At 72.5% G+C, this 24129-nt stretch carries 21 protein-coding genes; 13 read left to right on the top strand and 8 right to left on the bottom strand.

Annotation, left to right across the window (positions count from 1 at the left end):
* Positions 1-7 precede the first annotated feature (7 nt).
* Positions 8-730: a trypsin-like serine protease gene (locus AB0B33_RS19395; protein ID WP_360773392.1), complete on the bottom strand. Its 723-nt coding sequence runs from the start codon at positions 728-730 to the stop codon at positions 8-10.
* A 164-nt stretch (positions 731-894) separates the two neighbouring features.
* Between AB0B33_RS19395 and uvrC the strand changes: the two genes are divergently transcribed.
* From uvrC to whiA, 4 genes are read left to right on the top strand one after another with little or no spacing between them, the layout of a single operon-like run.
* The gene (gene uvrC, locus AB0B33_RS19390) at positions 895-2850 is read left to right on the top strand and encodes an excinuclease ABC subunit UvrC (protein WP_360773389.1); all 1956 of its coding nucleotides are present in this window, start codon (positions 895-897) and stop codon (positions 2848-2850) included.
* Positions 2851-2892: 42 nt separating this feature from the next.
* Positions 2893-3750 (top strand): RNase adapter RapZ, encoded by an 858-nt coding sequence (gene rapZ / locus AB0B33_RS19385; protein ID WP_003101350.1) that lies wholly within the window; start codon positions 2893-2895, stop codon positions 3748-3750.
* Between the two features lies 1 nt (position 3751).
* Positions 3752-4744: a uridine diphosphate-N-acetylglucosamine-binding protein YvcK gene (gene yvcK, locus AB0B33_RS19380; RefSeq protein ID WP_360773386.1), complete on the top strand. Its 993-nt coding sequence runs from the start codon at positions 3752-3754 to the stop codon at positions 4742-4744.
* The gene (gene whiA, locus AB0B33_RS19375) at positions 4744-5736 is read left to right on the top strand and encodes a DNA-binding protein WhiA (RefSeq protein WP_247011552.1); all 993 of its coding nucleotides are present in this window, start codon (positions 4744-4746) and stop codon (positions 5734-5736) included. Before yvcK ends, whiA begins: the two co-directional genes overlap by 1 nt.
* Before the next feature lie 70 nt (positions 5737-5806).
* Here whiA and AB0B33_RS19370 read toward each other — a convergent pair whose 3' ends face one another.
* On the bottom strand, positions 5807-6325 hold the full coding sequence (locus AB0B33_RS19370; protein ID WP_360773383.1) for a hypothetical protein: 519 nt from the start codon (positions 6323-6325) through the stop codon (positions 5807-5809).
* A 137-nt stretch (positions 6326-6462) separates the two neighbouring features.
* On the opposite strand from AB0B33_RS19370, the gene AB0B33_RS19365 reads away from it, so the two are divergent.
* Positions 6463-7437 (top strand): glucosyl-3-phosphoglycerate synthase, encoded by a 975-nt coding sequence (locus tag AB0B33_RS19365; RefSeq protein WP_247011550.1) that lies wholly within the window; start codon positions 6463-6465, stop codon positions 7435-7437.
* Between the two features lie 3 nt (positions 7438-7440).
* On the opposite strand, the gene AB0B33_RS19360 is transcribed toward AB0B33_RS19365, so the two are convergent.
* Entirely contained in the window at positions 7441-8301 is an 861-nt protein-coding gene (locus AB0B33_RS19360; protein ID WP_360773380.1) for a sterol desaturase family protein, read from the bottom strand.
* Positions 8302-8371: 70 nt separating this feature from the next.
* Here AB0B33_RS19360 and AB0B33_RS19355 point away from each other — a divergent pair, with 70 nt between their 5' ends.
* Positions 8372-8980 (top strand): TetR/AcrR family transcriptional regulator, encoded by a 609-nt coding sequence (locus AB0B33_RS19355; protein WP_360773377.1) that lies wholly within the window; start codon positions 8372-8374, stop codon positions 8978-8980.
* A 6-nt stretch (positions 8981-8986) separates the two neighbouring features.
* Here AB0B33_RS19355 and AB0B33_RS19350 read toward each other — a convergent pair whose 3' ends face one another.
* Positions 8987-9298, bottom strand: coding sequence for a hypothetical protein (locus AB0B33_RS19350; RefSeq protein ID WP_360773374.1), 312 nt, complete (start codon positions 9296-9298; stop codon positions 8987-8989).
* 153 nt (positions 9299-9451) lie between these two features.
* On the opposite strand from AB0B33_RS19350, the gene AB0B33_RS19345 reads away from it, so the two are divergent.
* Positions 9452-9820, top strand: coding sequence for a hypothetical protein (locus AB0B33_RS19345; protein WP_360773371.1), 369 nt, complete (start codon positions 9452-9454; stop codon positions 9818-9820).
* A 48-nt stretch (positions 9821-9868) separates the two neighbouring features.
* Here AB0B33_RS19345 and AB0B33_RS19340 read toward each other — a convergent pair whose 3' ends face one another.
* From AB0B33_RS19340 to AB0B33_RS19330, 3 genes are all read right to left on the bottom strand, one after another.
* Positions 9869-12433, bottom strand: coding sequence for a PQQ-dependent sugar dehydrogenase (locus AB0B33_RS19340; RefSeq protein WP_360773368.1), 2565 nt, complete (start codon positions 12431-12433; stop codon positions 9869-9871).
* 279 nt (positions 12434-12712) lie between these two features.
* The gene (locus AB0B33_RS19335) at positions 12713-13531 is read right to left on the bottom strand and encodes a coproporphyrinogen III oxidase (RefSeq protein WP_360773366.1); all 819 of its coding nucleotides are present in this window, start codon (positions 13529-13531) and stop codon (positions 12713-12715) included.
* A gap of 38 nt (positions 13532-13569) precedes the next feature.
* On the bottom strand, positions 13570-14007 hold the full coding sequence (locus AB0B33_RS19330; protein WP_360773363.1) for a PPOX class F420-dependent oxidoreductase: 438 nt from the start codon (positions 14005-14007) through the stop codon (positions 13570-13572).
* Positions 14008-14093: 86 nt separating this feature from the next.
* On the opposite strand from AB0B33_RS19330, the gene AB0B33_RS19325 reads away from it, so the two are divergent.
* The 5 genes from AB0B33_RS19325 to AB0B33_RS19305 are packed head-to-tail and all read left to right on the top strand — an operon-like array spanning position 14094 to position 21968.
* A complete protein-coding gene (locus AB0B33_RS19325) occupies positions 14094-15545 on the top strand; it encodes a hypothetical protein (RefSeq protein WP_360773554.1) in 1452 nt (483 codons plus the stop codon).
* Positions 15545-16345: a hypothetical protein gene (locus tag AB0B33_RS19320; protein WP_086860823.1), complete on the top strand. Its 801-nt coding sequence runs from the start codon at positions 15545-15547 to the stop codon at positions 16343-16345. Before AB0B33_RS19325 ends, AB0B33_RS19320 begins: the two co-directional genes overlap by 1 nt.
* Positions 16346-16355: 10 nt before the next feature.
* Entirely contained in the window at positions 16356-20816 is a 4461-nt protein-coding gene (locus AB0B33_RS19315; RefSeq protein ID WP_360773360.1) for a hypothetical protein, read from the top strand.
* 37 nt (positions 20817-20853) lie between these two features.
* Positions 20854-21645, top strand: coding sequence for a TIGR03620 family F420-dependent LLM class oxidoreductase (locus tag AB0B33_RS19310; RefSeq protein WP_360773357.1), 792 nt, complete (start codon positions 20854-20856; stop codon positions 21643-21645).
* The gene (locus AB0B33_RS19305; protein ID WP_360773355.1) at positions 21642-21968 is read left to right on the top strand and encodes a transcriptional regulator; all 327 of its coding nucleotides are present in this window, start codon (positions 21642-21644) and stop codon (positions 21966-21968) included. Before AB0B33_RS19310 ends, AB0B33_RS19305 begins: the two co-directional genes overlap by 4 nt.
* Here AB0B33_RS19305 and AB0B33_RS19300 read toward each other — a convergent pair.
* Positions 21949-22593, bottom strand: coding sequence for a LysE family translocator (locus AB0B33_RS19300; RefSeq protein WP_360773353.1), 645 nt, complete (start codon positions 22591-22593; stop codon positions 21949-21951). The genes AB0B33_RS19305 and AB0B33_RS19300 overlap by 20 nt on opposite strands.
* Positions 22594-22665: 72 nt before the next feature.
* On the opposite strand from AB0B33_RS19300, the gene AB0B33_RS19295 reads away from it, so the two are divergent.
* Positions 22666-23844, top strand: a complete 1179-nt coding sequence (locus AB0B33_RS19295; RefSeq protein ID WP_360773351.1) for a winged helix DNA-binding domain-containing protein — start codon at positions 22666-22668, stop codon at positions 23842-23844.
* Positions 23845-24129: the final 285 nt, after the last annotated feature.

Genomic DNA, 24129 nt, shown 5'->3' with positions numbered 1-24129 from the left:
CGGGAACTCACACGCCCGCGGTCGTCCGGATCCAGGAGCGGCTCGAAGCCACGCTGGCGTAGTTGTTCGTGCCGCGCGTGTTGGTGCCGCTCTGGTTCTGGACCGTCGACGCGACGCCGACCTGCACGCCGCCCGACACCTCGGGGCCGCCCGAGTCGCCCTTCCACGCCGAGCCGTTGATGCCGACGCTCTGGATCGCGCGGCCGCCGTAGGCGTCCGTCGAACGGCCGGTCACCTGGACGTTCGCCGTCTTGAGGGCCGAGGCCGGCGGGCCGGTCGGGGTGGTGCGGCCCCAGCCGTAGAGCTGGTTGGTGCTGCCCGTGGACGGGTCCGCGCTGCCCAGCTTGATCGGCGCCGCGCTCGTCGCCGACGCCAGGTGCAGCAGCGCGATGTCGCCGTTCGGGGACTCGTACTTCCCGTCGACGGCGATCTGCGTGCCCGAGAACAGCGTGTTGCTGCCGACCTTGACGTGCATGCCCGAGCCGTCCTGGTCGAGGCAGTGCACGGCGGTCATCACCCAGCGCGCGGCGATGACCGTGCCGGAGCAGTTGAAGCCCTCGAAGTCGCGGCCCGGGGTGTTGACGTACACCTGGGCGCCCCACGAGACGGTGGGGGCGGTCGTGCCGCCGACGATGTTCGGCTGGACGCCGGCGGTGGCGACGGCGCCACCCGCGAGGGTCAGCGCGACGGCGGCCGCCGAAGCGGCGCCCAGAACACGGAGAGAGCTCACGGTGGTGATCCTTTCGGAAGAGCCCGGAACAGGCTGGTCGGAAAGTAACCACCGCGTCACCCGGGGGGACACCGACGAAGGTCGGAAGCGGACGAACACCCTACTTCCGACGGGGCCGCCGGGGGCGTGCGAAAACTGTCGGTGCCGCCCCATAGTCTTGACCCGTGGCTGACCCGACCACCTACCGTCCCTCGCCGGGGAGCATCCCGGATGCCCCTGGCGTGTACAAATTCCGCGACGCGACCAGGCGGGTCATCTACGTCGGCAAGGCGAAAAGCCTCCGCAGCAGGCTGAACTCCTACTTCGCCGATCTCTCCGGCCTGCACCCGCGCACGCGCCAGATGGTCACCACGGCCGCGAGCGTCGAGTGGACCGTGGTCACCACCGAGGTCGAGGCGCTCCAGCTCGAGTACAACTGGATCAAGGAGTTCGACCCCCGGTTCAACGTCCGCTACCGCGACGACAAGAGCTACCCGATGCTCGCGGTGACGCTGAGCGAGGAGTTCCCCCGCCTGCACGTCTACCGCGGCGCGCGCAAGAAGGGCGTCCGGTACTTCGGCCCGTACGCGCACGCGTGGGCCATCCGCGAAACGCTCGACTTGCTGTTGCGCGTGTTCCCGGCCCGCACCTGCTCGGCCGGGGTGTTCCGGCGCCACGGCCAGATCGGCCGCCCGTGCCTGCTCGGTTACATCGACAAGTGCTCGGCGCCGTGCGTCGGGCGCGTCTCGGCCGGCGAGCACCGCGACATCGTCGAGGACTTCTGCGACTTCCTGGCCGGCAAGACCGACGTCATGATCAAGCGGCTCGAAACCGAGATGGCCGCCGCGTCCGAGGAGCTGGAGTTCGAGCGCGCCGCCCGCCTGCGCGACGACCTGGGCGCGCTGCGCCGGGCCATGGAGAAGCAGGCCGTGGTGCTCGGCGACGGCACGGACGCCGACGTCGTCGCGTTCGCCCACGACGACCTCGAAGCCGCGGTCCAGGTCTTCCACGTGCGCGGCGGCCGGGTCCGCGGCCAGCGCGGCTGGGTGATCGACAAGGCCGAGGAGATGGACGTCCCGGCGCTGGTCGACCACTTCCTCACCCAGTTCTACGGCGACGAAGCCGAGCTGGACGCCCGCGACGACGTCGACGCCGGGCCGGTGGTCCCGCGCGAGGTGCTGGTCCCGGAGCTGCCCGCGGACGCCGAGGCGGTCGCGGAGTGGCTGAGCGGGCTGCGCGGCTCGCGGGTCCAGCTGCGGGTGCCGCAGCGCGGCGACAAGAAGGCGCTGGCGGAGACCGTGCAGCGCAACGCGGGGGAGGCGTTCACCCAGCACAAGCTGCGCCGCGCGGGCGACCTGACGGCCCGCTCGGCGGCGTTGACCGAGCTGCAGGAGTTCCTGGCGCTCGACACCGCGCCGCTGCGCATCGAGTGCATCGACATCAGCCACATCCAGGGCAGCGACGTCGTGGCGTCGCTGGTCGTGTTCGAGGACGGGCTGGCGCGCAAGTCCGAGTACCGCCGCTTCGCGCTGCGCGAGGCGGCCGAAGAGGGTGACGTCGCTTCGATCGCCGAGGTCGTGCGCCGCCGCTTCTACCGCTACCTCAAGGAAACGGCGGAGGAGACGAGCAAGCCCGGCCTCGACCCGGAGACCGGGCGGCCGAAGAAGTTCGCCTACCCGCCGAACCTGCTGGTCGTCGACGGCGCGGGCCCGCAGGCGACCGCGGCCGCCGACGTGCTGGCCGAGCTGGGGATCACCGACATCGCCGTGGTGGGGCTGGCGAAGCGGCTCGAAGAGGTGTGGCTGCCGGCGGACCCGGACCCGGTGATCCTGCCGCGCACGTCGGAGGGGCTGTACCTGCTGCAGCGGCTGCGCGACGAGGCCCACCGGTTCGCCATCGCCTACCACCGCGAGAAGCGCTCCAAGCGCCTGCAGACGTCCGAATTGGACAGTGTGCCGGGGTTGGGGCAGGCTCGCCGGACCGCGCTGATCAAGCACTTCGGCTCGGTGAAGAAGCTCAAGCAGGCCAGGATCGAAGAGATCGAGGCGGTGCCCGGCTTCGGCAGGCGCACCGCGGAGGCCGTGGTCGCCGCGCTGGCCGGGGAGTCCGGCGCGAGCAACGGCACGAAAGCAGGGGAGTAGGGAAACACAGTGAGTGCGCAAGAGGAGATCCGCGGGTCCGGCATGGAGGTCGCGGTCGTGTCCGGGTTGTCCGGGGCGGGCCGCAGCACCGCGGCCAAGTGCCTGGAGGACCTGGGCTGGTTCGTCGTCGACAACCTGCCCCCGGAACTGATCGCCACCATGGTCGAGCTGGGCGCGCAGGCGCGCGGCGCGATCACGAAGGTGGCCGTCGTCATGGACGTGCGCTCGCGCGCGTTCACCGACGACCTCGCCTCGGTCATCAAGGACCTGGACGCCCGGGGCTACAAGCCGCGCGTGCTGTTCCTGGAGGCGACCGACGCCGTGCTGGTGCGGCGGTTCGAGGCCGTCCGCCGCGGCCACCCGATGCAGGGTGACGGCCGGCTCGCCGACGGCATCACGGCGGAGCGGACGCTGCTGGAGCCGCTGCGCGAGGAAGCCGACCTGGTGCTCGACACGTCCTCGCTGTCGGTGCACGACCTGCGCGCCAAGATCGAGGACGCGTTCGGCTCCGAGGCGAGCACCCAGACCCGGGTCACCGTGCTGTCCTTCGGCTACAAGTACGGCCTGCCGATGGACGCCGACCTGGTGATGGACGTCCGGTTCCTGCCGAACCCGTTCTGGATCCCGGAGCTGCGCGAGCACACGGGCCTCGACGGCGAGGTCCGCAACTACGTCCTCTCGCAGGAGGGCGCCGAGGAGTTCCTCGACCGCTACCACCAGCTGCTGCGGCTGATCGGCGCCGGCTACAAGCGCGAGGGCAAGCGGTACCTGACGCTGGCCGTCGGCTGCACCGGCGGCAAGCACCGCAGCGTGGCGCTGTCCGTGGAGCTCGCCCAGCGTCTGTCCAAAGAGGACGGAATGGCCGTGAAGGTGGTGCACCGCGACCTTGGTCGTGAATAACGTGCGCGCGGTCGCCCTCGGGGGCGGCCACGGGCTGCACGCCACGCTGTCCGCGGTGCGCCGGGTGACCCCCGACGTCACCGCGATCGTGACCGTGGCCGACGACGGCGGATCGTCCGGCCGGCTGCGGCGCGAACTCGGGCTGCTGCCGCCGGGCGACCTCCGGCAGGCCTTCGCGGCCTTCGCCGCGGAGGACGGCGGAACGCTGTGGGCGGAGGTCTTCCAGCACCGCTTCGGCGGCGACGGCGCACTGGCCGGGCACGCGGTGGGGAACCTGCTGCTCGCCGGGCTGTTCGAGGTGCTCGGCGACCCGGTCGCCGCGCTCGACGAAGCCCGGCGCCTGATGGGCGTCTCGGGCCGGGTGCTGCCGATGTCGCCCGAGCCGCTGGAGATCGAGGGCGAGGTCAGCGGCCTCGACAGCGAAGACCCGTCGGCGCTGCGCCGGATCCGCGGCCAGGTCGCGGTGGCTTCGACCCCGGGGCAGGTGCGGCGGGTCAGCCTGCGCACGCCGGGCACCTCCGCGCGGCCGCCGGTGGCGTGCGAGGAAGCGGTCGAAGCGGTGCTCGCCGCCGACGTCGTCTTCCTCGGGCCGGGCTCGTGGTTCACGAGCGTTTTACCGCACCTGCTCGTGCCGGGGCTGCACGACGCGCTGGTGCGCACGACCGCCACGAAGGCGATCGTCCTCAACCTTGTCCCCCAGCCGGGGGAAACCGCGGGATTCTCTCCCGAGCGGCACCTGGACGTACTCTCCGAGCACGCGCCCCTGCTGCGGGTCGACGCGGTGATCGCGGACCGCGATTCCGTGCCCGACCCGGCGAATCTCCGGCGCGCGGCGGCCCGGCTGGGCGCGCGGGCCCACCTGGGGGCGGTGGCCGACCCGGAAGTGGCGGGACGGCATGATCCTGATGCGCTCGCGCGGTGCATGCGGGAGGCTCTCGGTCTCGGCAGGGGCGGGGAGCACGGGGGAGGAGCGAAAGGCAGGGAGGGGCAGTAATGGCGATGACCGCCGCGGTGAAGGACGAACTGAGCCGGCTGGAGATCACGAAGATCGGGCCGCGCCGGGCGGAGGTCGCGTCGCTGCTTCGCTTCGCCGGCGGGCTGCACATCGTGGCCGGCCGGGTGGTCGTGGAGGCGGAGCTGGACACCGGTTCGGTGGCGCGACGGCTGCGCAAGGAGATCCACGAGCTGTACGGGCACCATTCGGACGTCCACGTGATCACCGCCAGCGGGGGGCTGCGCAAGGGCACGCGGTACGTCGTGCGCGTGGTGAAGGACGGCGAGGGACTGGCCCGCCAGACCGGGCTGATCGACCAGCGGGGCCGCCCGGTGCGCGGGCTGCCCGCGGCCGTGGTGTCCGGGGGAGTGGCGGACGCGGAAGCGGCGTGGCGGGGCGCGTTCCTCGCGCACGGTTCGCTGACCGAACCGGGCCGCTCGTCCTCGCTCGAGGTGACGTGCCCGGGTCCGGAGGCGGCGCTGGCCCTGGTGGGCGCGGCGCGCCGGATGGGCATCCAGGCGAAGTCGCGCGAGGTCCGCGGCGCGGACCGGGTGGTCGTCCGCGACGGCGACGCGATCGGCGCGCTGCTGACCCGCCTGGGCGCGCACACGAGCGTCCTGCAGTGGGAAGAGCGCCGGATGCGCCGCGAGGTCCGCGCGACGGCGAACCGCCTGGCCAACTTCGACGACGCGAACCTGCGCCGTTCGGCCCGCGCGGCCGTGGCGGCGGCGGCCCGCGTGGAGCGCGCGCTGGAGATCCTCGGCGAGACGGCCCCGGACCACCTGCTGGCGGCGGGCCGGCTGCGCCTGTCGAACCGGCAGGCGTCGCTGGAGGAGCTGGGCCAGCTGTCGGAGCCGCAGATGACGAAGGACGCGGTCGCCGGCCGCATCCGCCGCCTGCTGGCGATGGCGGACAAGCGGGCGAAGGACCTGAGCATCCCGGACACCGAGTCCGCGGTCACCCCGGAGATGCTCGAAGAAGAAGACGCCTGACCCGGGCTTCGAGCGCCCCAATGTGGCGTTAGGTGCGTCGGATGCACCGAACGCCCCATCGGGGCGCGGGTCAGCTGCCGTCGGTGGGGTGGCGGCCGGCGGCGTGCCGCGCGTTCCAGGCCTGCCGCATCGACTCGTGGCGGGCGCTGTTCTGCGCGTCGCGGCGGGCCTGCCAGACCGACGGGGTCAGGCGGCGGGTCACCAGCAGTTCGCCGGGCGCGTAGTCGTTGCCGCTGCTGCCGACCTCGAGGCCGGCCGCGGTCAGGATCTTCCGCATCGCCTCGCTCATCGCCGTGTCGATCTCGCGGAACAGCCGCGAGAACGCGGCGGCTTCGGCCCCTTCGCGGTGCGGGTCGTCGCCCCAGGCCTGCTGGCCCAGGTCCGCGAGCACGGTGTGCTCCCGCCACTCGACCAGCACGCCGCGCAGGTCCGGCACGTCGACCGACACCAGGGCGCCGGCCACGCCGACCGGGCGCTCGCCGGGACCGACCGGCAACCCGGCCGCGGCCAGTTCCGCCTGGACGATCCCCAAGAGCGCGTCGAGCCGGTAGCGCCGTTCCGGGTCGTGCCCGATGGATTCTTCGGTCATGGTCCTCCCCTTTGCGAACGGCGGCAGCGTACGCGGTTAACGAGAACCGCGATCTCGTAACACCGCGGTAGCGCCGGGGAGCGGTGCCCGAAACGCGGCGCCCCGAACCTCGGAAGCGACCGAGGGAAGGGGAAAGCATGCGCAACGCACGCCTGCAGGTGTCGCCTGAGGTCGGCACCTGGCTCGACCGCCGCAGCAGCAAGGCCGGGGACCGGACGTTCGCGGAGCTGGTCGCGGCGAAACGCGGCACCACCGTCTCCGTCGTCATCCCGGCGCGGAACGAAGAAGCCACCGTCGGCGCGATCGTCGGCGCCATCCGCGCCGAGCTCGCGGGCACGCTGGTCGACGAGATCCTCGTCGTCGACAGCCATTCGACCGACGCCACCGCCGAAGTCGCCGCCGCCGCGGGGGCCGACGTCGTCGCGCAGGACGCCGTCTTCCCCGGGCTCGGCGGCCTGCCGGGCAAGGGCGAGGCGCTCTGGAAGGGGGTCGCGGCGACCACCGGCGACCTCGTCGTCTTCGTCGACGGCGATCTGCACGACTTCACCACCGACTACGTCACCGGGCTGCTCGGCCCGCTGCTCACCGACCCGTCGGTCGCCTACGTCAAGGGCTTCTACCACCGCCCGCTCGGTGCCGAAGCCGACGGTGGCGGCCGCGTCACCGAGCTCGTCGCGCGGCCGCTGCTCAACATGTTCTGGCCGGAGCTGGCCGGCTTCGTGCAGCCCCTCGCGGGCGAGTACGCCGGCCGCCGCGAGGTGCTGGAGAGCATCCCGTTCGTCGTAAACTACGGCGTCGAGATCGGGCACCTCATCGACCTGCTGGAGCTGCGTGGCCTCGACGCGCTCGCCCAGGTCGACCTCGGCCACCGCGTCCACCGGCACCAGAGCACGCAGGCGCTGGGCCGGATGTCCGGGCAGATCATGCAGACGCTGTTCGACCGCTTGCAGCGCTACGACCGCCTGGTCACCGCGGTCCCGCCCGCGGCGATCCTCGCCCAGTTCCAGCGGGGCTCGTCGGACAGCGGGGTCGAGCGCGAACTCGTCCTGACCGACGTGACCTCGCCGCAGCGGCCACCGCTGAACAGCCTCGCGCTGCGGCACACGGCGTAGGCCTCAGACGGGTACGTGTTCGGGCTGCCACCCGGGCGGCCCGAACACGTACCCCGCGCGCTCGCGCCAGGTCCGGGCGGCGCGCAGGTCGCGCAGGATCGAGCCGTACTCGTGGAAGCCGACCTTGAGCAGGTGGTACGTGCCGATGTTCGTCGTCAGCCCGTACGTCGGCCGCTTCCCTTCGGGCACGAAGCTGCCGAAGAGCCGATCCCAGATGATCAGGATGCCGCCGTAGTTGGCGTCGAGGTATTCGGCGTCGCTGCCGTGGTGGACGCGGTGGTGCGACGGCGTGTTGAAGACGTACTCGAACCAGCGAGGCAGCTTGCCGACCTTCTCGGTGTGCACGAAGAACTGGTAGACGAGGTCGATCGAGAGGCCGGTCAGGATCATCCACGGCGGGATCCCGCACAGCGCCAGCACCGACCAGAACGGCAGCTGGAAGTACGGGGTCCACTTCTGGCGCAGCGCCGTCGAGAAGTTGTAGTGCTCGCTGGAGTGGTGCACCTGGTGCCCGGCCCACAGCAGCCGCACGCGGTGGCTGGCGCGGTGGTAGGCGTAGAAGACCAGCTCCTGGCCGAGCAGCATGAGCACCCACGTCCACCAGTCGCGCGGGTCCAGCCGCACCGGCGCCAGCTCGAAAAGCGCCGCGAAGACGAAGAGCATCACGAGCCGGAACAGCGCGTTGACGCCGACCGCGACGGTGCCCATCAGCATGCTCGTGCGGGTGTCGGCGACGCTGTAGCCGACCACGTTGTCGTCGTGCCCCAGCACGTGCACCGCGACGACCTCGATCGCCACGAACAGCAGGAACACCGGGGTCGCGAACAACACGGGGTCGCGCAGGTGCGCCAGGAACTCGGCCACGTCGCCTCCTAGTAGCTGACCATGCGGTAACTTACCCAAGGGTCACTTTACGCACGGTAGGCTCTCGGGCGTGACGGAGTCAAGGGCGGTCGGGACCAAGGGCATGCCGCGCGAAGAGCGCGAGGCCCAGCTCGTCGTGGCCGGCACGGAGGAGTTCGGCCGGGCCGGGTACGCGGGCGCGTCGATGGTCGAGATCGCGCGCCGCGTCGGGGTCACGAAGCCGTTGCTGTACCAGTACTTCGGCTCGAAGGACGGCCTCTACCTCGCCTGCCTGCACCGCGCCGGCGACCGGCTCACCGAGGGCGTCGCGACGACCATGGCGGGCGGCGGCGAGCCCGAGAAGATGCCGCTGAAGGTGCTGGCCGCGATCTTCACGACGTTCGACCACGACCGCTACGCGTGGCGCCTGCTGCGCGACGCGACGGTCCCGGCGACGGGCGACATCGCCACCGCGGCGGCGGACTACCGGCGCCGCCTGGACGCCTTCGCGCTCGTGGGCGCGACCGAGCTGATGACCTCACGCGGCCTGGCCGACCCGGCGGACATCGAAGCCATCGCCCAGGTCTGGACCGGCGTGGTCGACTCCCTGATCAGCTGGTGGATCGATCGCCCGGACGAGGACGCGACGGCGATGACGGTGCGCTGCGCCCGCATCATGGGTGGTTTGTTCGGCTGGTGACCCGGTTCAGGGCGGGACCGGCTTGGACGCCGGCGGCGGGCCCGGGAGGGAGGGCTGCCTGCTGCGGTTCCGGCCCGCAGGCTCGTCGTCGGGCGGCTCGCTCTCGTGCACCTCGGCGGTGAACCCGACCTCGCCGGTGTGCAGCCCGGTGAGCAGGAACAACGTTCCCGCCACGGCGGCCCCGCACAGCCCGTTGTGCTGGCCGGCGAAGCACGCCGAGAGATCGCCTTCGAACGGCTCCCCGCCGGCGCTGTGGACGTAGATCTGTCCATAGTGGACTGAACCCTCGCCGTGAACCACGGTTCGCATGCCGGTCATCAGGGCAGGGGACACCGACAGTTCTCGTTTACGCCTTTTGTCCGTTATTCTCGCCACGGAGAGTGGTGTTTCCAGATTGCCTTCCCGAACGGCGTAGCGAAACGGGCGCCGTTCGCGATTAATCAGGGAAGCCGTCCCGTCGAGAGGTGCCCGATGCCCGAACCCGCCACTCCCGTCCCGGCCGATCCCCGCCTCGCCGCGCGGTTCACCGAGGACCTGCTCGACGGCTGCCGGGTCCTGGCCAAGGACTACGGCTACCGGCCCGCCCAGTTCGAGCGGATGGTGATCGAGCACGGCGGCGTCGAAGCGGCCCGCCTGCTGCTGCGCGGCGCCGGCACCGCCGGCGGGTTCACCGTGCTCTGGGAGAAGAACCAGCTCGGCCGCAGCTCCGAGGCGACCATGCTCCGCACCGAATATTCGGAGCTCTTCACCTCGGACGAGCTCCTGCTCGCCCGGCGGCGGCTGGAGGAACACGGCTTCGACGTCGACGCCCACCTGCGCAGCCTCGCCGAACAGGGGTGAGCGCGGCAGGGGTGACCGGCGCCGCTCCGGTCACCCCTGCCGCGGCTTCTAGGCGGCCGCGCTGGACTTGCCGCGCAGCGCCACGTTCGCCGTCGACGCGCCCTTGATCGCCGCCTCGATCTGGGCCATCGTCGAGGACGACGTCAGGCCGGGGACCGTCGCGGTGTTCAGGGCGTAGAGCGTGAACGCGTACGGGTGGCTGGAGCCGCCCGGGCAGGGGCCGAAGTACTTCTGCGCGTTCGCCCCGCTGCCCATCGCCTTCTGCTTCGCGCCACCCTGGTCCGGGACGGTGTAGCCCGCCCCGAGCCCCTCCGGCAGCGACCGGGCCGACGCCGGCACGTCCCAGATCGCCCAGTGCAGCTTGTTCCCGCTGTTCGCGGTGTCGGCGAAGACGACCGCGTAGCCCTTGGCGCCCTCGGCGGCACCCCACGTCAGCGGCGGCGACGGGTCCTGGCCCGCCGTCCCGTCCCCGGCGCAGGTGTACTTGCCCGGGATGGTGGCGTTGTCGGCGAACGCGGAGCTCGTCAGCTTGAAGGCGCCCGGGGTGGTGCCGCCCGGGAACTTCAGCCGCACGATGACGTTGTCCAGCACCGACGGCGTGCCGCCGTTCTTGTCGTTGTTCGTCGAGGTCAGCCACAGCCCGCCGTCCGGGGTCTTCGTGACCGAGCGGAGGCGGCCCCAGCGGCCGGAGAACAGCGTGGACACCGTGCCGATGCCCGTGCCCGCCGCGTTGATCTGCGTCGCGAACATCTGCTCACCGGTGACGCCGGCGATGTAGATCCAGTCGTTGACGATCTCCAGCCCGCTCGGCCCGGCCTGCGAAGTCGGCCACGTCTTCTTCGGGGCGATGAAGCCGCTGCAACTGCCCTGCGTGCCTTCGCAGCTCGGCCAGCCGAAGTTGCCGCCCTTCTGGATCAGGTTGAGCTCGTCCTGGCTGCTCTCGCCGAACTCCGCCGCCCACAGCTGGCCGCGGGAGTCCCAGGCCAGGCCCTGCGGGTTGCGGTGGCCGTAGCTCCAGACGTACCGGGCGTTGCCGCCGGTGGCGTAGAACGGGTTGTCACCCGGCGCGGAGCCGTCCGGGTTGAGCCGGAGGATCTTCCCGTTGAGCGAGCTCTTGTTCTGCGCGTTGTCGCTGTTCTTCGCGTCGCCGACGGTGGCGTACAGCTTGCCGTCCGGGCCGAACTTGATCCGGCCGCCGTTGTGGTAGCGGTTCTTCGCGATCCCGGTCAGCACCGGCGTCGACGTCGAGGACAGCGTGGTGCCGTCGTAGGTCATCTTCACGATCCGGTTGTCCCCGGATGCCGTGTGGTACAGGTAGATCGCGTGGTCGCTCGCCCAGTTCGGCGAGACCGCCAGGCCGAGCAGGCCGCCTTCGCCGTTGGTGCCGACCGCGCCCGGCACCTTGCCCAGCGTGGTCTTCTGGCCGGACGGCGTCACCAGCAGGAGCTCGAAGCGGTCCCGCTCGGTCACCAGCGCGTTGCCGTTCGGCAGGAAGCCCACCGACCAGCCGAGGTCGACCTTCGCGATGTCCTTGTCGTACTCCGGGATGCCCCCTGCGCCGCCCGGAGCGGACGTCTTGGCGGTGACCGCGTTGCTCGCCGCGGAGCTGTTGCCGTCGGGGTCGCGCGCCTTGACCGTGAACGTGTAGGAGGTGCTCGGGTTCAGGTTCGTCACGGTCGTGCCGAGCGACGTCGTGGTCGCGACCTTCGTGGCGCCCTGGAAGACGTCGTACCCGGCGACCGTGCCGCCGTTGTCGGTGGAAGCGTTCCACGCCAGGGAAACGCTGTTCGCGGTGACGCCGGTGGAGCGCAGGTTGCCCGGCACGGTCGGCGGGGTGGTGTCGTCGCTCGGCGGCGTGGTGAAGGTGACCACGTTGCTCTGCTGCGATGGGTTGCCCGCCGCGTCGAACGCGCCGGCCGAGATGTCGTAGGCGGTGTTCGGGGTCAGGTTGGTCACCGTCGCCGACGTCGTGTTCCCGTCGACGGTCTTGAGGATGTTGCCACCGCGGTTGATCTCGTAGCGCACGACGCCGACGTTGTCGGTCGCGGCGGTCCAGGAGAATGTCGCGGCGGTGGGGAGGATGTCGCTCGCCTTGAGGTTCGACGGCGGCGTCGGCGGTTCGCTGTCGGCCGGCGCGGTGAAGGTGTCGGTGAGCTTGTCCGCGTTCGGGCCGCCGTTGGCGGTGGTCGCGGTGGTGCGGATCTTGTTGACGCCGGCGGTCAGCTGCACGTTCGCGGTGACGGTCTGCCACGTCGTCCACGCGCCGGTGCCGGGGAAGTCGACGGTGCCCTTGTCGCCGCCGTCGACGGTGAGCTTCACCGGCCGGTTGTCGGCGGTTCCGTTGGCGTAGCGGAAGGTCAGGGTGTGCGTGCCCGCCTGGGCGGCGTTCACGGAGTATTCGACGTAACTGCCTGTGACGTTGTCGAAGTTGACGAACCCGGTGCCGGAGTACCCGGCGTGGTTCGACTCGACGGCGCCCTGGGAGATCACGGCGGATTCGGACTCGTAGCCGGTGTCCGCGGCGAAAGCGCTTACCGGGCTGAGCGCGGTGAGGCCGAGCGCCGCGGCTGCGGTACCGGCCAGTACCACGCGCCACGGGGGACGGGGTGCCACTGGGAGCCTCCTGCGTGGGTCGGGGGACAGGGGGTGACCGGGGCGGAGTGGTTCGGCGGACCACCGGCGGTAAATAGTTAGGAAAGTTTCCTATCTATGGGACAGATCTCACACCCTCCGAGCGGGCCGTGTCAATACTCGAGGCGGGCGCTCACCCATGGTGAACAAGGGTTTCCCGCTCACCGGGGCGCTTTCCCCCGCATCGGGACCGGACGTCATGAAAGGGTCGTTCACCGCGTCCGGCGTCATGAAAGAGTCGTTCATGACGTCCGGGCCGGGTCAGCTCGCGGCGACCGCGGTCTCGGCCGCCCAGTCCCGCGGCACCAGGAACGCCGCCAGCTCCGCCTCCGCGCTGCCGGGTTCCGGCGTGCAGCCCGTCTCCCACCGCGCCAGCGGGGGCAGCGTCATCAGAACGGCCTCGGCGTCCGCCGCCGTCGCGTCGTGGACCAGGGCGGACTCCACGTAGCGGCCGCGGCGGTGCAGCTGCCACTGGCGTTCGCGGTCGCCGTGCGGGCGGTCCTTGCGGCGCCGCACGATCGGGAGGTAGGCCGGGACGAGGGTGGCGATGCCCGCCGCGGTGAACGCGGCCGCGCGGCGCCAGCCGTCCGGGCCCGGGGGCCGCAGGTGGTCGAACGCGATGCCGCCGATCCCGCGGGGCTCGTCGTGGTGGGGCAGCCGGAAGAGGTCGTCGCAGGTGCGTTTCGCCTGCGCGTGGAAAGCCGGGTCGAGCGTGTCGCAGTAGTTCTTGAGCGTCCGGTGGAAGTGCGCCGCGTCCTCGGCGAAGCCGTAGCAGGGCATGAGGTCGACCGCGCCGCCGAACCACCACGAGCCCGCGTACTCGCAGTACCGGAACCGCGCGTGGAACGCCGGGACGTACGGGTTGCGCGGGTGGAGCACGACGGTCAGCCCGAGGGTCTCGCCGCGGTCGGCCGCGACGACGCAGGCCCGCTCGAACACCGCGCCGTTCTCCAGCAGCCGCGCCCCGTCCGACCGGCTGAAGCGCGCACCGCCGTCCAGGCGTTCGAGCTCGGCGACCAGCTCCCGCTGCCCGGCCCGCACCATCGCCCTGACGGCGTCGCGTCTGTCCCCTGAAGGCATGCCCCCACCCCCGGGAGCAGATTACCAGCGAACGGCGTTCACCCGGCGATCTCGGCCCGCGCGATCACCTTGGTGATCTTCGCCCGGACCAGGGCCTCTTCGGGAACGGCGTTGCGCTTTCCGTACTCCTCGGCCCGCTCGGCGCCCATGTACCGGGCGCCGAGGCGGGTCGCCCAGTCGAGCGTCTCGGCGTGGTCGTGGGTCAGCCGCGCCTCGGCGGTGAACTGCACGTACGAGTACGGCGGCTGCTGGTCGTCGACGACGAGGGAGATCCGCCCGTCCCGGGTGATGGCCTTGCCCTTGAGGGTCTCGGTGCCGGTGTTGAAGATCAGCTCGTCGCCGTCCGGGCCCTCGTTCAGCAGGAACCAGATCGGTGCGACGATCGGGGCGCCGTTGGCGCGGACCACGGCGAGCTTGCCCGTCCGGGTGCCTTCGGAGGCGAACTTCCACCACTCATCACGGCTCATCTCACGCATGTGAGCGACGTTAGCCCGTCACCCGCGCGTGCGCAGAGGGTGGCCGACTAGCCTGGCCTGCTGTGCGAGACGACGACCGGGCGGCGATGGGACTGGCCGACGAGGGGCTGACCCGTCGGCTCAAAGCGCTGGCCTGCACCGCGCCGCTGCACGACCTGGACGCGCGCAAGGCGAAGCTCGACTGGGCCGACGCCACGATCTACCAGATGGCGGAGATCGCGCTGCACACGATCGACCAGGTCACCATCGCGATGGACTTCGACACCGGCGCCGGCCACGACGAGGTCATCGACCGGCTGCTGCCCTTCATCGCGCAGCAGGCGCCGTCGCGGATGCCCGAAGAGCACGTCCGGGTGGCCAAGTGGGTGCTCGACAACCTGATCAACGTCGGCACCACCGAGCGCGGCTTCCGGCGCGTCTACGGCTCGATGGGCCCGGGCGGCTACCAGCGCCGCCAGTTCGACTTCAAGCTGCTCGTCGAGCTGGCCGCCCGCGACGGCGAGGTCTACCTGCGCGCCACCGACGAGGCCATCAACGTCCTCGTCGGCGCCCTCGACACCGACGTCGAGTCCGCGCAGATCGCCGCCGAGGTCAAGCTCGAGAACCTCATCAACCGCGGCCGGCTGGCCGACGCGAAGCTGGCCGCCGAGCAGGCCCGCTACCGGACCGTCCAGTACGGCGAGACCCTGCGCGCGAAGCTCGACGCGACCCGCCGCGACGTCCGGTCGGTCGACTGGGAGCGCGAGGTCCCGGAGCTGCTCGACAGCGCGCTGAGCCACATCGAAGCCCGGTTCCGCGCCGAGAACGCCATCCTCAAGAACATCACCACCGCCCGCGACGAGACCGAGGACCTCGACCGCAAGCGCCGCGCCGCCGAGCTCGTCGACATCGTCGGCGACTGCATCCGCCGCCACACGCGCCTGCAGTCCCGCCTCGCCGACGCGGGCGCGGTGTTCCGCGCCGAACAGGACCGCCAGCAGTTCTCCGGGCCGCCGCAGCGCGCCACCCTCGACCTCTTCGGCCAGCTCCTGGTGCCCACCCTCGGCCTGCCGCTGGCCGACGCCGTCGCCCCCGCCGAGCACTTCTTCCACGCCGTCGCCGGGATCACCCCGCCGGTCGTACCGTCGCTGTCGTCGCTGGTCTCGCTGCTGCTGCGGCCCGCGCCCGAGCGCGACCAGCTGATCGGCGAGGTCCCCGAGCCCGAGCTCATGCCCGCCGACCTCACCGACAAGTTCGGCGACGACGTCTGGCGCGCCGCCGACGAGCTCCTCGACCTGCCCGAAGTGCCGCGCCGGCTGTCCGGGCTGCTCGAAGAGGCCCGCCGCGGCCGCCAGCCCGGGCTCGCCGCCCTGGTCGCGCTGCGCGCCGTGCACGCATACAGTCCCGGGGTCGGCGCGGCCCGCCGCCAGGGGGACCGCACGGTGCTGCTCGCCGTCGACGACGGCACCCTGCTCGACGACCCGGACTTCGGCGGCGCCGACCTGCTCCTGTCCACCGCCGCCGTAGAGCGGGCCGACGAAGAAGAGGAAGTCGCGTAATGGCGCTGTCCCACAGCAGCGTGGACGCCGAAGCCGCGGCCCGGCTGGTCGCCTTCGGCATGCGGCCGAAGCAGCTGCCCGCGCGTGACGTCGTCTACGGCGACCTCGTGCGCCGCTACGGCGAGGACAACGCGTTCAAGGCGCTCACCCACGCCGTCGCCGCCGGGCTCGGCCTGATGGTGCTGGAGGTCAACCAGCAGGCGGGCGCGGTCCTCGCGGCCACCGACGAGTCCGTCTTCGAGATCAAGATGGACTCCTACGCCCGCCAGGCCAAGATCCGCGAGCGCCGCGAGACCGAGAAGGTGCTGCACGGCCTGATCCACCTCGCCACCGCGGCGCTGGGCTACCCGCGGCCCGACGACCTCGCCAACGACACCTACATCGGCCGCGTGAGCGTCGAGCAGGTCGACGCGATGGTCCGCGAAGCCGCCCGCATGCTCGACGAACGCGCCGCGGCGGCCGAGGCCAACAACGACCCGCTGGCCGACGCGCCCGAGCTGGAACAGGCGTGGCGCGCCTACGCCCGCCGCCCGGCCGCGGCCGCCACCAAGGACGGGCGCCTGGCCGCCGACACCACCCGCGGCATGGTCAGCCGCGCCCTGCGCTTCCTCGCCGACCAGGGCTTCCTGGTCCCGGTGAGCGACGAGCAGGGCGGCACCTACCGGACCACGCCGCGCTACCAGATCCAGGTCCGCGAGCTCGCCGCGGACGCCGCCTTCGACGACTTGCTCGCGCTCGACGTCGTCGCGGTCGCGAACGCCGGGGGCACGCTGCGCGCGGCGTCTTCGGACACGCTGTAGAGGGGAATCGATGTACGAGCTTTCGCGGGTCCGCCTGCATTCGGTGGGCCCGGCGGGTGCCCGCTACCAGGACGTCGTGCTCGACTTCAGCGGCGTCGGCGCCAAGATCACCGCGCCGCAGCAGGACGCGCTGTTCAGCGCGGGCATCCACGCGACCGGGCCGGCCGAGCTGCGCCGCCCGTCGCCGGCGAGCGTGCTGTTCCTGGAGAACGGCGGCGGCAAGTCCGTCCTCATCAAGCTGATCTTTTCGGTGATGCTGCCCGGGCGCCGCCAGGTCGTCGGCACCACGAGCACGAAGGTGCTCGAGAAGTTCGTCGCCGCCAAGGACGTTTCGCACGTCGTGCTGGAGTGGCTGCACGTCGAGAGCGGGCACCGGATCATCACCGGCAAGGTCTCCGAATGGCGCGGGCACGTCGTGTCCGCCGACTCCGAGAACCTCGTCGACTCCTGGTACTGCTTCCGCCCGACGCCGGCGCTGGGCCTGGACTCGCTGCCGATGACGCAGGAGGGCCGGCTGCTCACCATGTCCGGCTTCCACGACAAGCTCACCGCCGCGCAGCTGGCCGAGCCCGAGCTGGAACTGTCCTGGACCCGCCGCCACCACGAGTGGACCGGCCGCCTGGACGGCCTCGGCCTCGACACCGAACTGTTCCGCTACCAGCGCGCGATGAACGCCGGCGAAGGCGAAGCGGCGGACGCGTTCGCCTTCGGCACCGACGACGCGTTCGTCGAGTTCCTGTTGCGCGCGGTCGTTTCCGAGGACGAGCCGAAGGACCTCGCCGAGGTCGTCGCCACCTACTCGCACAACCTGGCGCAACGCGGGGATCTGCTGTCCGAGCGGGACTTCGTGGCGGGCGCCCTGGAGCTGCTGGGGCCGCTGGCCGCCGAAGAGGGCGTCGCCGCGGAGTCGCGGAAGATCGCCGCTTCGGCGAAGGCGGACATGGCCGAGCTGGCCGGGCGCGTCGTCGCGCGCAACGAACTCGAGAACGCGCGGCTGTCCGGGCTCGAAGACCACGTCACCGAGGTCAAGTCCGCGGAGAAGCTCGCCGAGGGCGACCACCGGCGGCTCGCCGCGGCTGTCACGGAACTGCGCCGCCTGGTCGCCGTGCTGCGCCTGGACGAGGCCCAGGAGGTCCGCAAGCGCGCCGACGCCGAGCTGGCCGCGGCGAAGACCGAGGCGGAGGCCTGGCGCGAGACCGCGACCGTGCTCAACCAGCTGAACGCGGCCCGCAAGGCGAAGGACCTGCGCGAGCTCGTCGGCAACCGGGAAGAGAAGGCGCGCCCGGCGCTGCGGGCGCGCAACGACGCCGCTTCGGCGCTCGCGCGCGGGTTGCACGCGCTGGCGCAGGACGCCCAGCGCCAGGCGGACAAGGCCGAGGCGCACGCGGGCGCGTTGCGCGCCGAAGCCGAGAAGGCCCAGACCGAACGCGACGAAGCCGCCAACCTCGCGGCCGCCCGCCGGGCCGAGGCACGCGGGCTGACCACGCGGATCACGGAGCTGCGCGAAGAGGTCCAGAACGCCGTCCGCGCCGGGCTGCTGCCCTCGGGCGCCGACGTCGCCGAGGCTTCGCGGACCGCTCGGTCGGCGGCCGAGCAGGCCACTGCGGACCTGACCCGGCGCGAACAGGAACTCGACCGCGTCGCGGCCGACCTCCAGGCGGCGCAACGGGCCGTCAACGAGGCCCACCAGCTCGCGGGCACCACCCAGGACCGCTTCGAGCGGGCCACCGAGGACCTCGACCGGGCGCACCGCCGCACGGACGCTCTGGCTGCCGAGGGCCGACTGGTCGAGCTGCTCGGCGCGGACGACGTCGCCCTCGAAAGCGACCTGCCGGTGCTGCTGGAGCGGCTGCGCGAGGCGAGCGCGGCCGTCGAGAAGGAGCAGACCGCGCTGCGGATGGAGGAGTCCGCCGACGAGCGCGCGCTGTCCGCGCTGGGGTCGGGCGGGCTGCTGCCGCCGCCGGAAGACGTCCAGGCCGCCCTCGACGCCTTGGAAGAAGCGAGGATCACGGCGTGGTCCGGCTGGCGCTACCTGTCCAAACTGGACGCCGGGCGCCGCGCCGAGGTGCTGGAGACCCTGCCGCAGCTGGTTTCGGGTGTCCTGCTCAACGACGCCGCGCACGTGGACCGCGCTCGCGAGGTGCTCACGAAGCGGCGGCTGCTGCCGTCCGCGACGATCGCCGTCGGCACCACGGACGCGGTGCAAGCCGCCGCGCCCGCCGCGTCCGGCGTCGAGTTCCTCGTGCCGCCGAACCCCGCGATGTACGACGAAGAAGCCGCCGACGCCGAGCGCGAAGCCGTGGCGCGCCGGCACACCGAACGGCAGCGGCGGCTGGAAGCGCTGTCCGCCAAGCTGTCCGCGGACGGCGCGCTGACCTGGAAGCTCACCACCTGGCGCGAGGACTACCCGCCCGGCGCCGTCGCGACGCTGGCCGAGCAGGCGCAGGCGGCCCGGTCCGCCCGGGAGACCGCGCGCACCGCGCTGGAGCAGGCGGACGCGGAATTCGCGCGGCTGAGCGAAAAAGCGGCGTCGCTGCGGGAACGCGTCCCCGAGCTGCGGGCGGCTGCGGCCGAGGCGGAGGAACGGGCCCGGCGGCTGGGCGAGCTGGGCGCCCGCAGCGCCCGCATCGCGGAGTGGACCGAAGACGTCGAGCGCGCGACCGAGATCGCCGAGCGCGCCGACCTCCAGGCCTCCGACGCGGCGGGCAAGGCCGCGCGGCTGCGCGAGCAGGCGGGGGAGGAGCAGCGCACCGCCGACGGGCACCGCCGCACCGCGACCACCGCGCGGGCGGAGCTGGCCGAGGTGCCGGGCGCGGCCGAAGCGGCGGACGGCCCGGTGCCGTCCGAGCCGGTCGACGCGCTGCGCCGGACCTACCTGTCGGCGTCCGAGTCGTACGCGAAGGTCGAGGTCGGCAGCGACCTGCGGGCCGAGCTGGAGCAGGCCGAATCCGCGGAAGCGGCCGCGGGCTCGGCGGTCGAGTCGCTCGACGCGGCCGTCCGGGCACGCGCGGCGGAACTGCTGGAGACGCCCGACGGCTCCGACGCCTCGGCCCGCGCGGCCGCACTGGCACGCGCCCGCCGCGTCGTCGACGGGTGCGAGGACGAGCGCACCGAAGCCATCGGGCTCGTCTCGACGCGGCGCGCGGAGCTGGACTCGCTGCCGGCGCAGACCGGCGCCACGGGGGAGAAGCCCCGCGACATCGAGCACGGCCTGGAGCTGATCGACGCGGCCGGGCTGGAGGCGTCCGCGGCGGCCCGCAAGTGGGAAGAGCTGCAGGAACGCCGGGCCGCGGCGGAAGCGACGCTGGAATCGGCGAAGAATTCGGCGTCCGGCTTCTCGCTGCTCGCGGAGTCGATGGCGCACCTGGTCACCGACACCGACGCGGCCGCTTACGACGGCGACGTCGAGACCGCGCGCGCCCAGCACACCCGGCTGAACGCCACGTTCACCGACGCCCAGGAAGCCGCCGACGCGGGCGACCGGCGGGTGCGCGCGGCCGCCGACCAGCTCGCGCAGTACGCGACGGAGAAGCGGTTCGAGAAGCTGAGCACGCCGGTGCGCCAGCAGGTCATCTCGGTCAAGCGCGACCAGCTCCCGGCGCACGCGGCCGAGTGGGCCGAGGCGCTGCGGCCGCGGCTGCGGTCGCTCACCGACGACCTCGCGCAGATCGACCGGCACCGCGGCGGCATCATCACGCGCCTGCAGGGCATGGTCGACGGCGCGCTCCGCACGCTGCGCTCGGCCCAGCGCGTTTCGCGGCTGCCCGACGGCCTCGGCGACTGGTCCGGGCAGGAGTTCCTGCGCATCCGGTTCACCGAACTGGAGGACAACGCACTCACCGAGAAGCTCGGCGAGGTCGTCGACGAGGCCGCCGTCGGCAAGACCGCGGACGGCCGCGACGTCAAGCGCGACGGGCTTTCCCTGGTGCTGCGCGGGGTCCGGGCCGCGGCGCCCAAGGGCTTCCGCGTCGACATGCTCAAGCCGGACTCGGTGCTGCGGACCGAACGCCAGCGCGTCTCGGAGATCCGAGACGTCTTCTCCGGCGGCCAGCAGCTGACCGCGGCGATCATCCTGTACTGCACCCTGGCGGCGTTGCGCGCGAACAACCGCGGCAAGGCCCGCAACCGCCACTCGGGCGTGCTGTTCCTGGACAACCCGATCGGCCGCGCGTCCGCCGGGTACCTCCTGGAACTGCAGCGAGCGGTGGCCGAAGCGCTGGGCGTCCAGCTGATCTACACGACGGGCCTGTTCGACGCGGGCGCGCTGTCAGAGTTCCCGCTGATCGTGCGGCTGCGCAACGACGCCGACCTGCGCGCGGGCCGGAAGTACCTGTCGGTGGACTCGACGGTCCGGACTTCCCTGGACGACCTGGGCGACCCGGACGGCGTCGCGCGGCTCTCGGCGACGCGGATGTTCACGCGGCCGGCCGAGGCCGCCGAGGATTCCGCCGACGACGAACAGAGCGCGTGACGGGAACATCCCGCGGCGCCCGGTGGTTCCCCCGCGCATGACGAAGCTGGGGCCGCTGGGGGCCACCCACACCGCACTGGACACCGACGCCGCCGTGGCGACCGCGGCCGAGCTGGAGGAACTGGGCTACGCCACGCTGTGGCTGGCCGGCGGGCAGGGCAACAACCTGCCGCGCATCGCCGAGGTCGTCCGCGGGACTTCGCGGGTCCAGGTGGCGAGCGGGATCCTGTCGGTCGACCGCGTCCCGGCCGCCGCGGTGGCCTCGGCGTACGCGGACCTGCCCGCCGGCCGGTTCGTCGTCGGCCTCGGCGGGGCGCACGGGGCGCGTCCGCTGGCGGCGCTGAACGACTACCTCGACGAGATCGAGGACGTCGTGCCGCCGTCCGCGCGGATCCTTTCGGCGCTCGGGCCGCGGATGCTCGGCCTGGCGCGAGACCGCGCTTCCGGCGCGTACCCGTACCTGGTGACGACGGACTACGTCGCTTCGGCGCGGGAGATCCTCGGCGCGGGCCCGCAGCTGTCGGTGCTGCTGAACGTGGTGGCGGAGACCGACGTCGCCGCCGTCCGCGAGACCGTCCGGGGTGGGTCGCTGAAGTTCCTGGCCGGGATGCCGGGCTACGCGGCCAACCTCCGGCGGATGGGGTTCTCCGACACCGACGTCGCGGAGCTGTCGGACCGGCTGGTCGACGGCGTCACCGTGTGGGGCGACTTCGACGCCGTGGTGGCGCGGCTGCGGGAGTTCCGGGCCGCGGGGGCGGACCAGGTCGTCGTCCCGCTCGACGGCCTGCCGCGGGAGTGGTGGCCGGGCCTGGCGGAGGCGATCCGGTGAGCACGGCCCGGGCCCGGGGGCTCTCGCACGCGCCCCCGGCGGAGGTTTCGCTGCAGGAGGCGCTGGCCGCGGTCGCCGATCCGGTGCGCCGCAGCATCCTGCGCGAGCTGGCGGCCGTGCCGGAGTGGACGAAGGCGTGCGGCACGTTCGACCTGCCGGTGGCGAAGGCGACCCGCAGCCACCACTTCGCGGTGCTGCGCGCGGCGGGCCTGATCGAGCAGCGCGACGACGGGCCGCGGCGGCTGAACCGCTTGCGGCGTCCCGAATTCGACGCGGCTTTCCCGGGGTTGCTGGACCTGGTGCTCAGTCACCCCGGCCGGTGAACGCCAGCCCGGTGCCGAGGCCGATCATGACGAGGCCACCGGTGCCGCCGACGGCCTCCAGCCGCCGCGGCGAGCGGGCGAACCAGGCGCGCGCGGTGCCGGCGACCAGCGCCCACGCGCTGTCGGTGGCCAGCGCGATCGCCGGCAGGCAGAGCCCGAGGACCAGCATCTGCGCGGGCACGGACCCGGCCGCGGGGTCGACGAACTGGGGGAGCAGCGCCGCCAGGAAAACGATCGACTTAGGGTTCGCGAAGCCGACGACGAAGCCGTCGCGCAGGACGGTGAGGACGCGCCCGGGGGTGGCGCGCACCTTCGCGGCCATCGCGTCGGACAGCTTGCGGCGGTGCCGGACGGCCTGGATCCCCAGGTAGACGAGGTAGACCGCACCGGCGATCTTGATCCCGGTGAAGACCGCGGCGGACGTCGTCACGAGCGCGCCGAGCCCGAACGCGACGGCGACGACCTGCGTGTACACGCCCACGGAGTTGCCCAGGACGGTCAGCAGCGCGTCGCGGCGCCCCACGGTGAGCGCGCGGCTGATGGTGAACAGCACGCTCGGCCCGGGGACCACGACCATGAGGAACGTCAGCGCGGCGAACGCCGCCAAGTGCGCACCGGAGACCATGGCGCGAGGCTATCCCCCTGGTCGTAGGGGTGACCAGACGTTTTTGTCGGTGCGCGCTGGTAGGAAGAGCGGGTGCCTCCGAAGATCAGCACCGAACAGCGCCGGGCCCGCCTGGGGACCCGCCACCACCTCGCCACGCCCGCCCCCACGGTGGCGGAGGCGGTGACGGGGATCGTCGCCCTGCACGCGACCGACCCGGCGACCGTCCACCTGTCGGCGTGCGCGCGGCTCGCGTCCCCGGCGATTTCCCTGGTGGAGCAGGCGTTGTACACCGACCGGACGCTGTTGCGGCTGCTCGGCATGCGCCGCACGGTGTTCGTGACGGACCTCGAGACGGCGGCGCTCGTGCAGGCCGCGTGCACCGCGGACATCGAGGTCAAGCAGCGGAAATTGTTGGAGCAGCACCTCGGGCAGCAGGGCCACCCGGAAAACGTGCCGGAGCCGGGGAAGTGGCTGGCTTCGGTCGAGGCTTCGGTGGAGGAGGCACTGCGCGCGCGTGGCTCGGCGACGGCGCAGCAGCTGAGCGAGGACGAGCCCCGGCTGCGCCAGCAGCTGCTGATGGCGGCGGGCAAGCCGTACGAAGCGATCGGCAACGTGACGAGCCGCGTGTTGTTCCTGCTGGCAGCGGCCGGCCGCATCGTGCGCGGGCGGCCGCGGGGGAGCTGGATCAGCACGCAGTACGTCTGGCACCCGATGGATTCCTGGGCGCCCGGGCTGCGCGCGTGGGACGCGGAGGCGGCGCGCACCGAGCTGGCCCGCCGCTGGCTGCAGGCGTACGGCCCGGCCCCGATCACCGACCTGAGGTGGTGGACGGGCTGGACGGCGGGGCAGACGAAGAAGGCACTGGCCGGGTTGTCGCCGGTGGAGGTGGACATCGAGGGAGCCACGGGGATCGCGCTGCCGGACGACCTGGAGCCGGTGCCTTCGCCGCCACCGTGGGTGGCGTTCTTGCCGGCCCTGGACCCGACGCCGATGGGCTGGCAGGAGCGGGACTGGTTCCTGGGCCCGCACCGAGCGGCACTGTTCGACCGCAGCGGCAACATCGGCCCGACGATCTGGTCTTCGGGCCGGGTCGTGGGCGGATGGGCCCAGCGCCCGTCGGGGGAGATCGCGTACCGGTTGCTGGAGGACGTGGGAGGAGAAGTGACGGCGGCGGTCGAGGCGGAGGCGGCGCGCTGTGAGGGATGGTTCGGCGAGGTGCGGACGGTGCCCCGGTTCCGGACACCGCTGGAACGGGAGCTGTCGGCATAGCGCGGCGGGCTCGCGCCCGCGCTCGCCACCACCCCGTGCGCCTGCTGGGACTGGTGCCCGCGGCTCGGTCGACTTCCGCTGGCCGCCACCTCGTGCGGCTGTCGGGGTTGGTGCCCGCGCTTGCGGCTTTGGTCGGCTCCGGCTGGCCACCACGCCGAGCGGCTGTTGGGGTTGGTGCCTGCGCTTGCGGCTTGGTCGGCTCCGGCTGGCCACCACGCCGTGCGGCTGTTGGGGTTGGTGCCCGCGCTCGCGACTTGATCGGCTCCTGTTGCCGCCACCTCGTGC

Source organism: Amycolatopsis sp. NPDC049159 (assembly GCF_040648295.1).
GTDB classification, from domain to species: Bacteria; Actinomycetota; Actinomycetes; order Mycobacteriales; family Pseudonocardiaceae; genus Amycolatopsis; species Amycolatopsis pretoriensis_A.
Note: the sequence above shows the minus strand (reverse complement) of the source record. Positions and strands in the feature narration are given on the sequence as shown.

Bases quoted from the DNA above. Each gene is read 5' to 3' on its own strand.
- rapZ (WP_003101350.1), top strand. From the start codon at position 2,893: ATGGAGGTCGCGGTCGTGTCCGGGTTGTCCGGGGCGGGCCGCAGCACC.
- whiA (WP_247011552.1), top strand. From the start codon at position 4,744: ATGGCGATGACCGCCGCGGTGAAGGACGAACTGAGCCGGCTGGAGATC.
- AB0B33_RS19370 (WP_360773383.1), bottom strand. From the start codon at position 6,325: ATGACCGAAGAATCCATCGGGCACGACCCGGAACGGCGCTACCGGCTC.
- AB0B33_RS19365 (WP_247011550.1), top strand. From the start codon at position 6,463: ATGCGCAACGCACGCCTGCAGGTGTCGCCTGAGGTCGGCACCTGGCTC.
- AB0B33_RS19350 (WP_360773374.1), bottom strand. From the start codon at position 9,298: ATGACCGGCATGCGAACCGTGGTTCACGGCGAGGGTTCAGTCCACTAT.
- AB0B33_RS19345 (WP_360773371.1), top strand. From the start codon at position 9,452: ATGCCCGAACCCGCCACTCCCGTCCCGGCCGATCCCCGCCTCGCCGCG.
- AB0B33_RS19335 (WP_360773366.1), bottom strand. From the start codon at position 13,531: ATGCCTTCAGGGGACAGACGCGACGCCGTCAGGGCGATGGTGCGGGCC.
- AB0B33_RS19330 (WP_360773363.1), bottom strand. From the start codon at position 14,007: ATGCGTGAGATGAGCCGTGATGAGTGGTGGAAGTTCGCCTCCGAAGGC.
- AB0B33_RS19325 (WP_360773554.1), top strand. From the start codon at position 14,094: ATGGGACTGGCCGACGAGGGGCTGACCCGTCGGCTCAAAGCGCTGGCC.
- AB0B33_RS19320 (WP_086860823.1), top strand. From the start codon at position 15,545: ATGGCGCTGTCCCACAGCAGCGTGGACGCCGAAGCCGCGGCCCGGCTG.
- AB0B33_RS19315 (WP_360773360.1), top strand. From the start codon at position 16,356: ATGTACGAGCTTTCGCGGGTCCGCCTGCATTCGGTGGGCCCGGCGGGT.
- AB0B33_RS19310 (WP_360773357.1), top strand. From the start codon at position 20,854: ATGACGAAGCTGGGGCCGCTGGGGGCCACCCACACCGCACTGGACACC.
- AB0B33_RS19300 (WP_360773353.1), bottom strand. From the start codon at position 22,593: ATGGTCTCCGGTGCGCACTTGGCGGCGTTCGCCGCGCTGACGTTCCTC.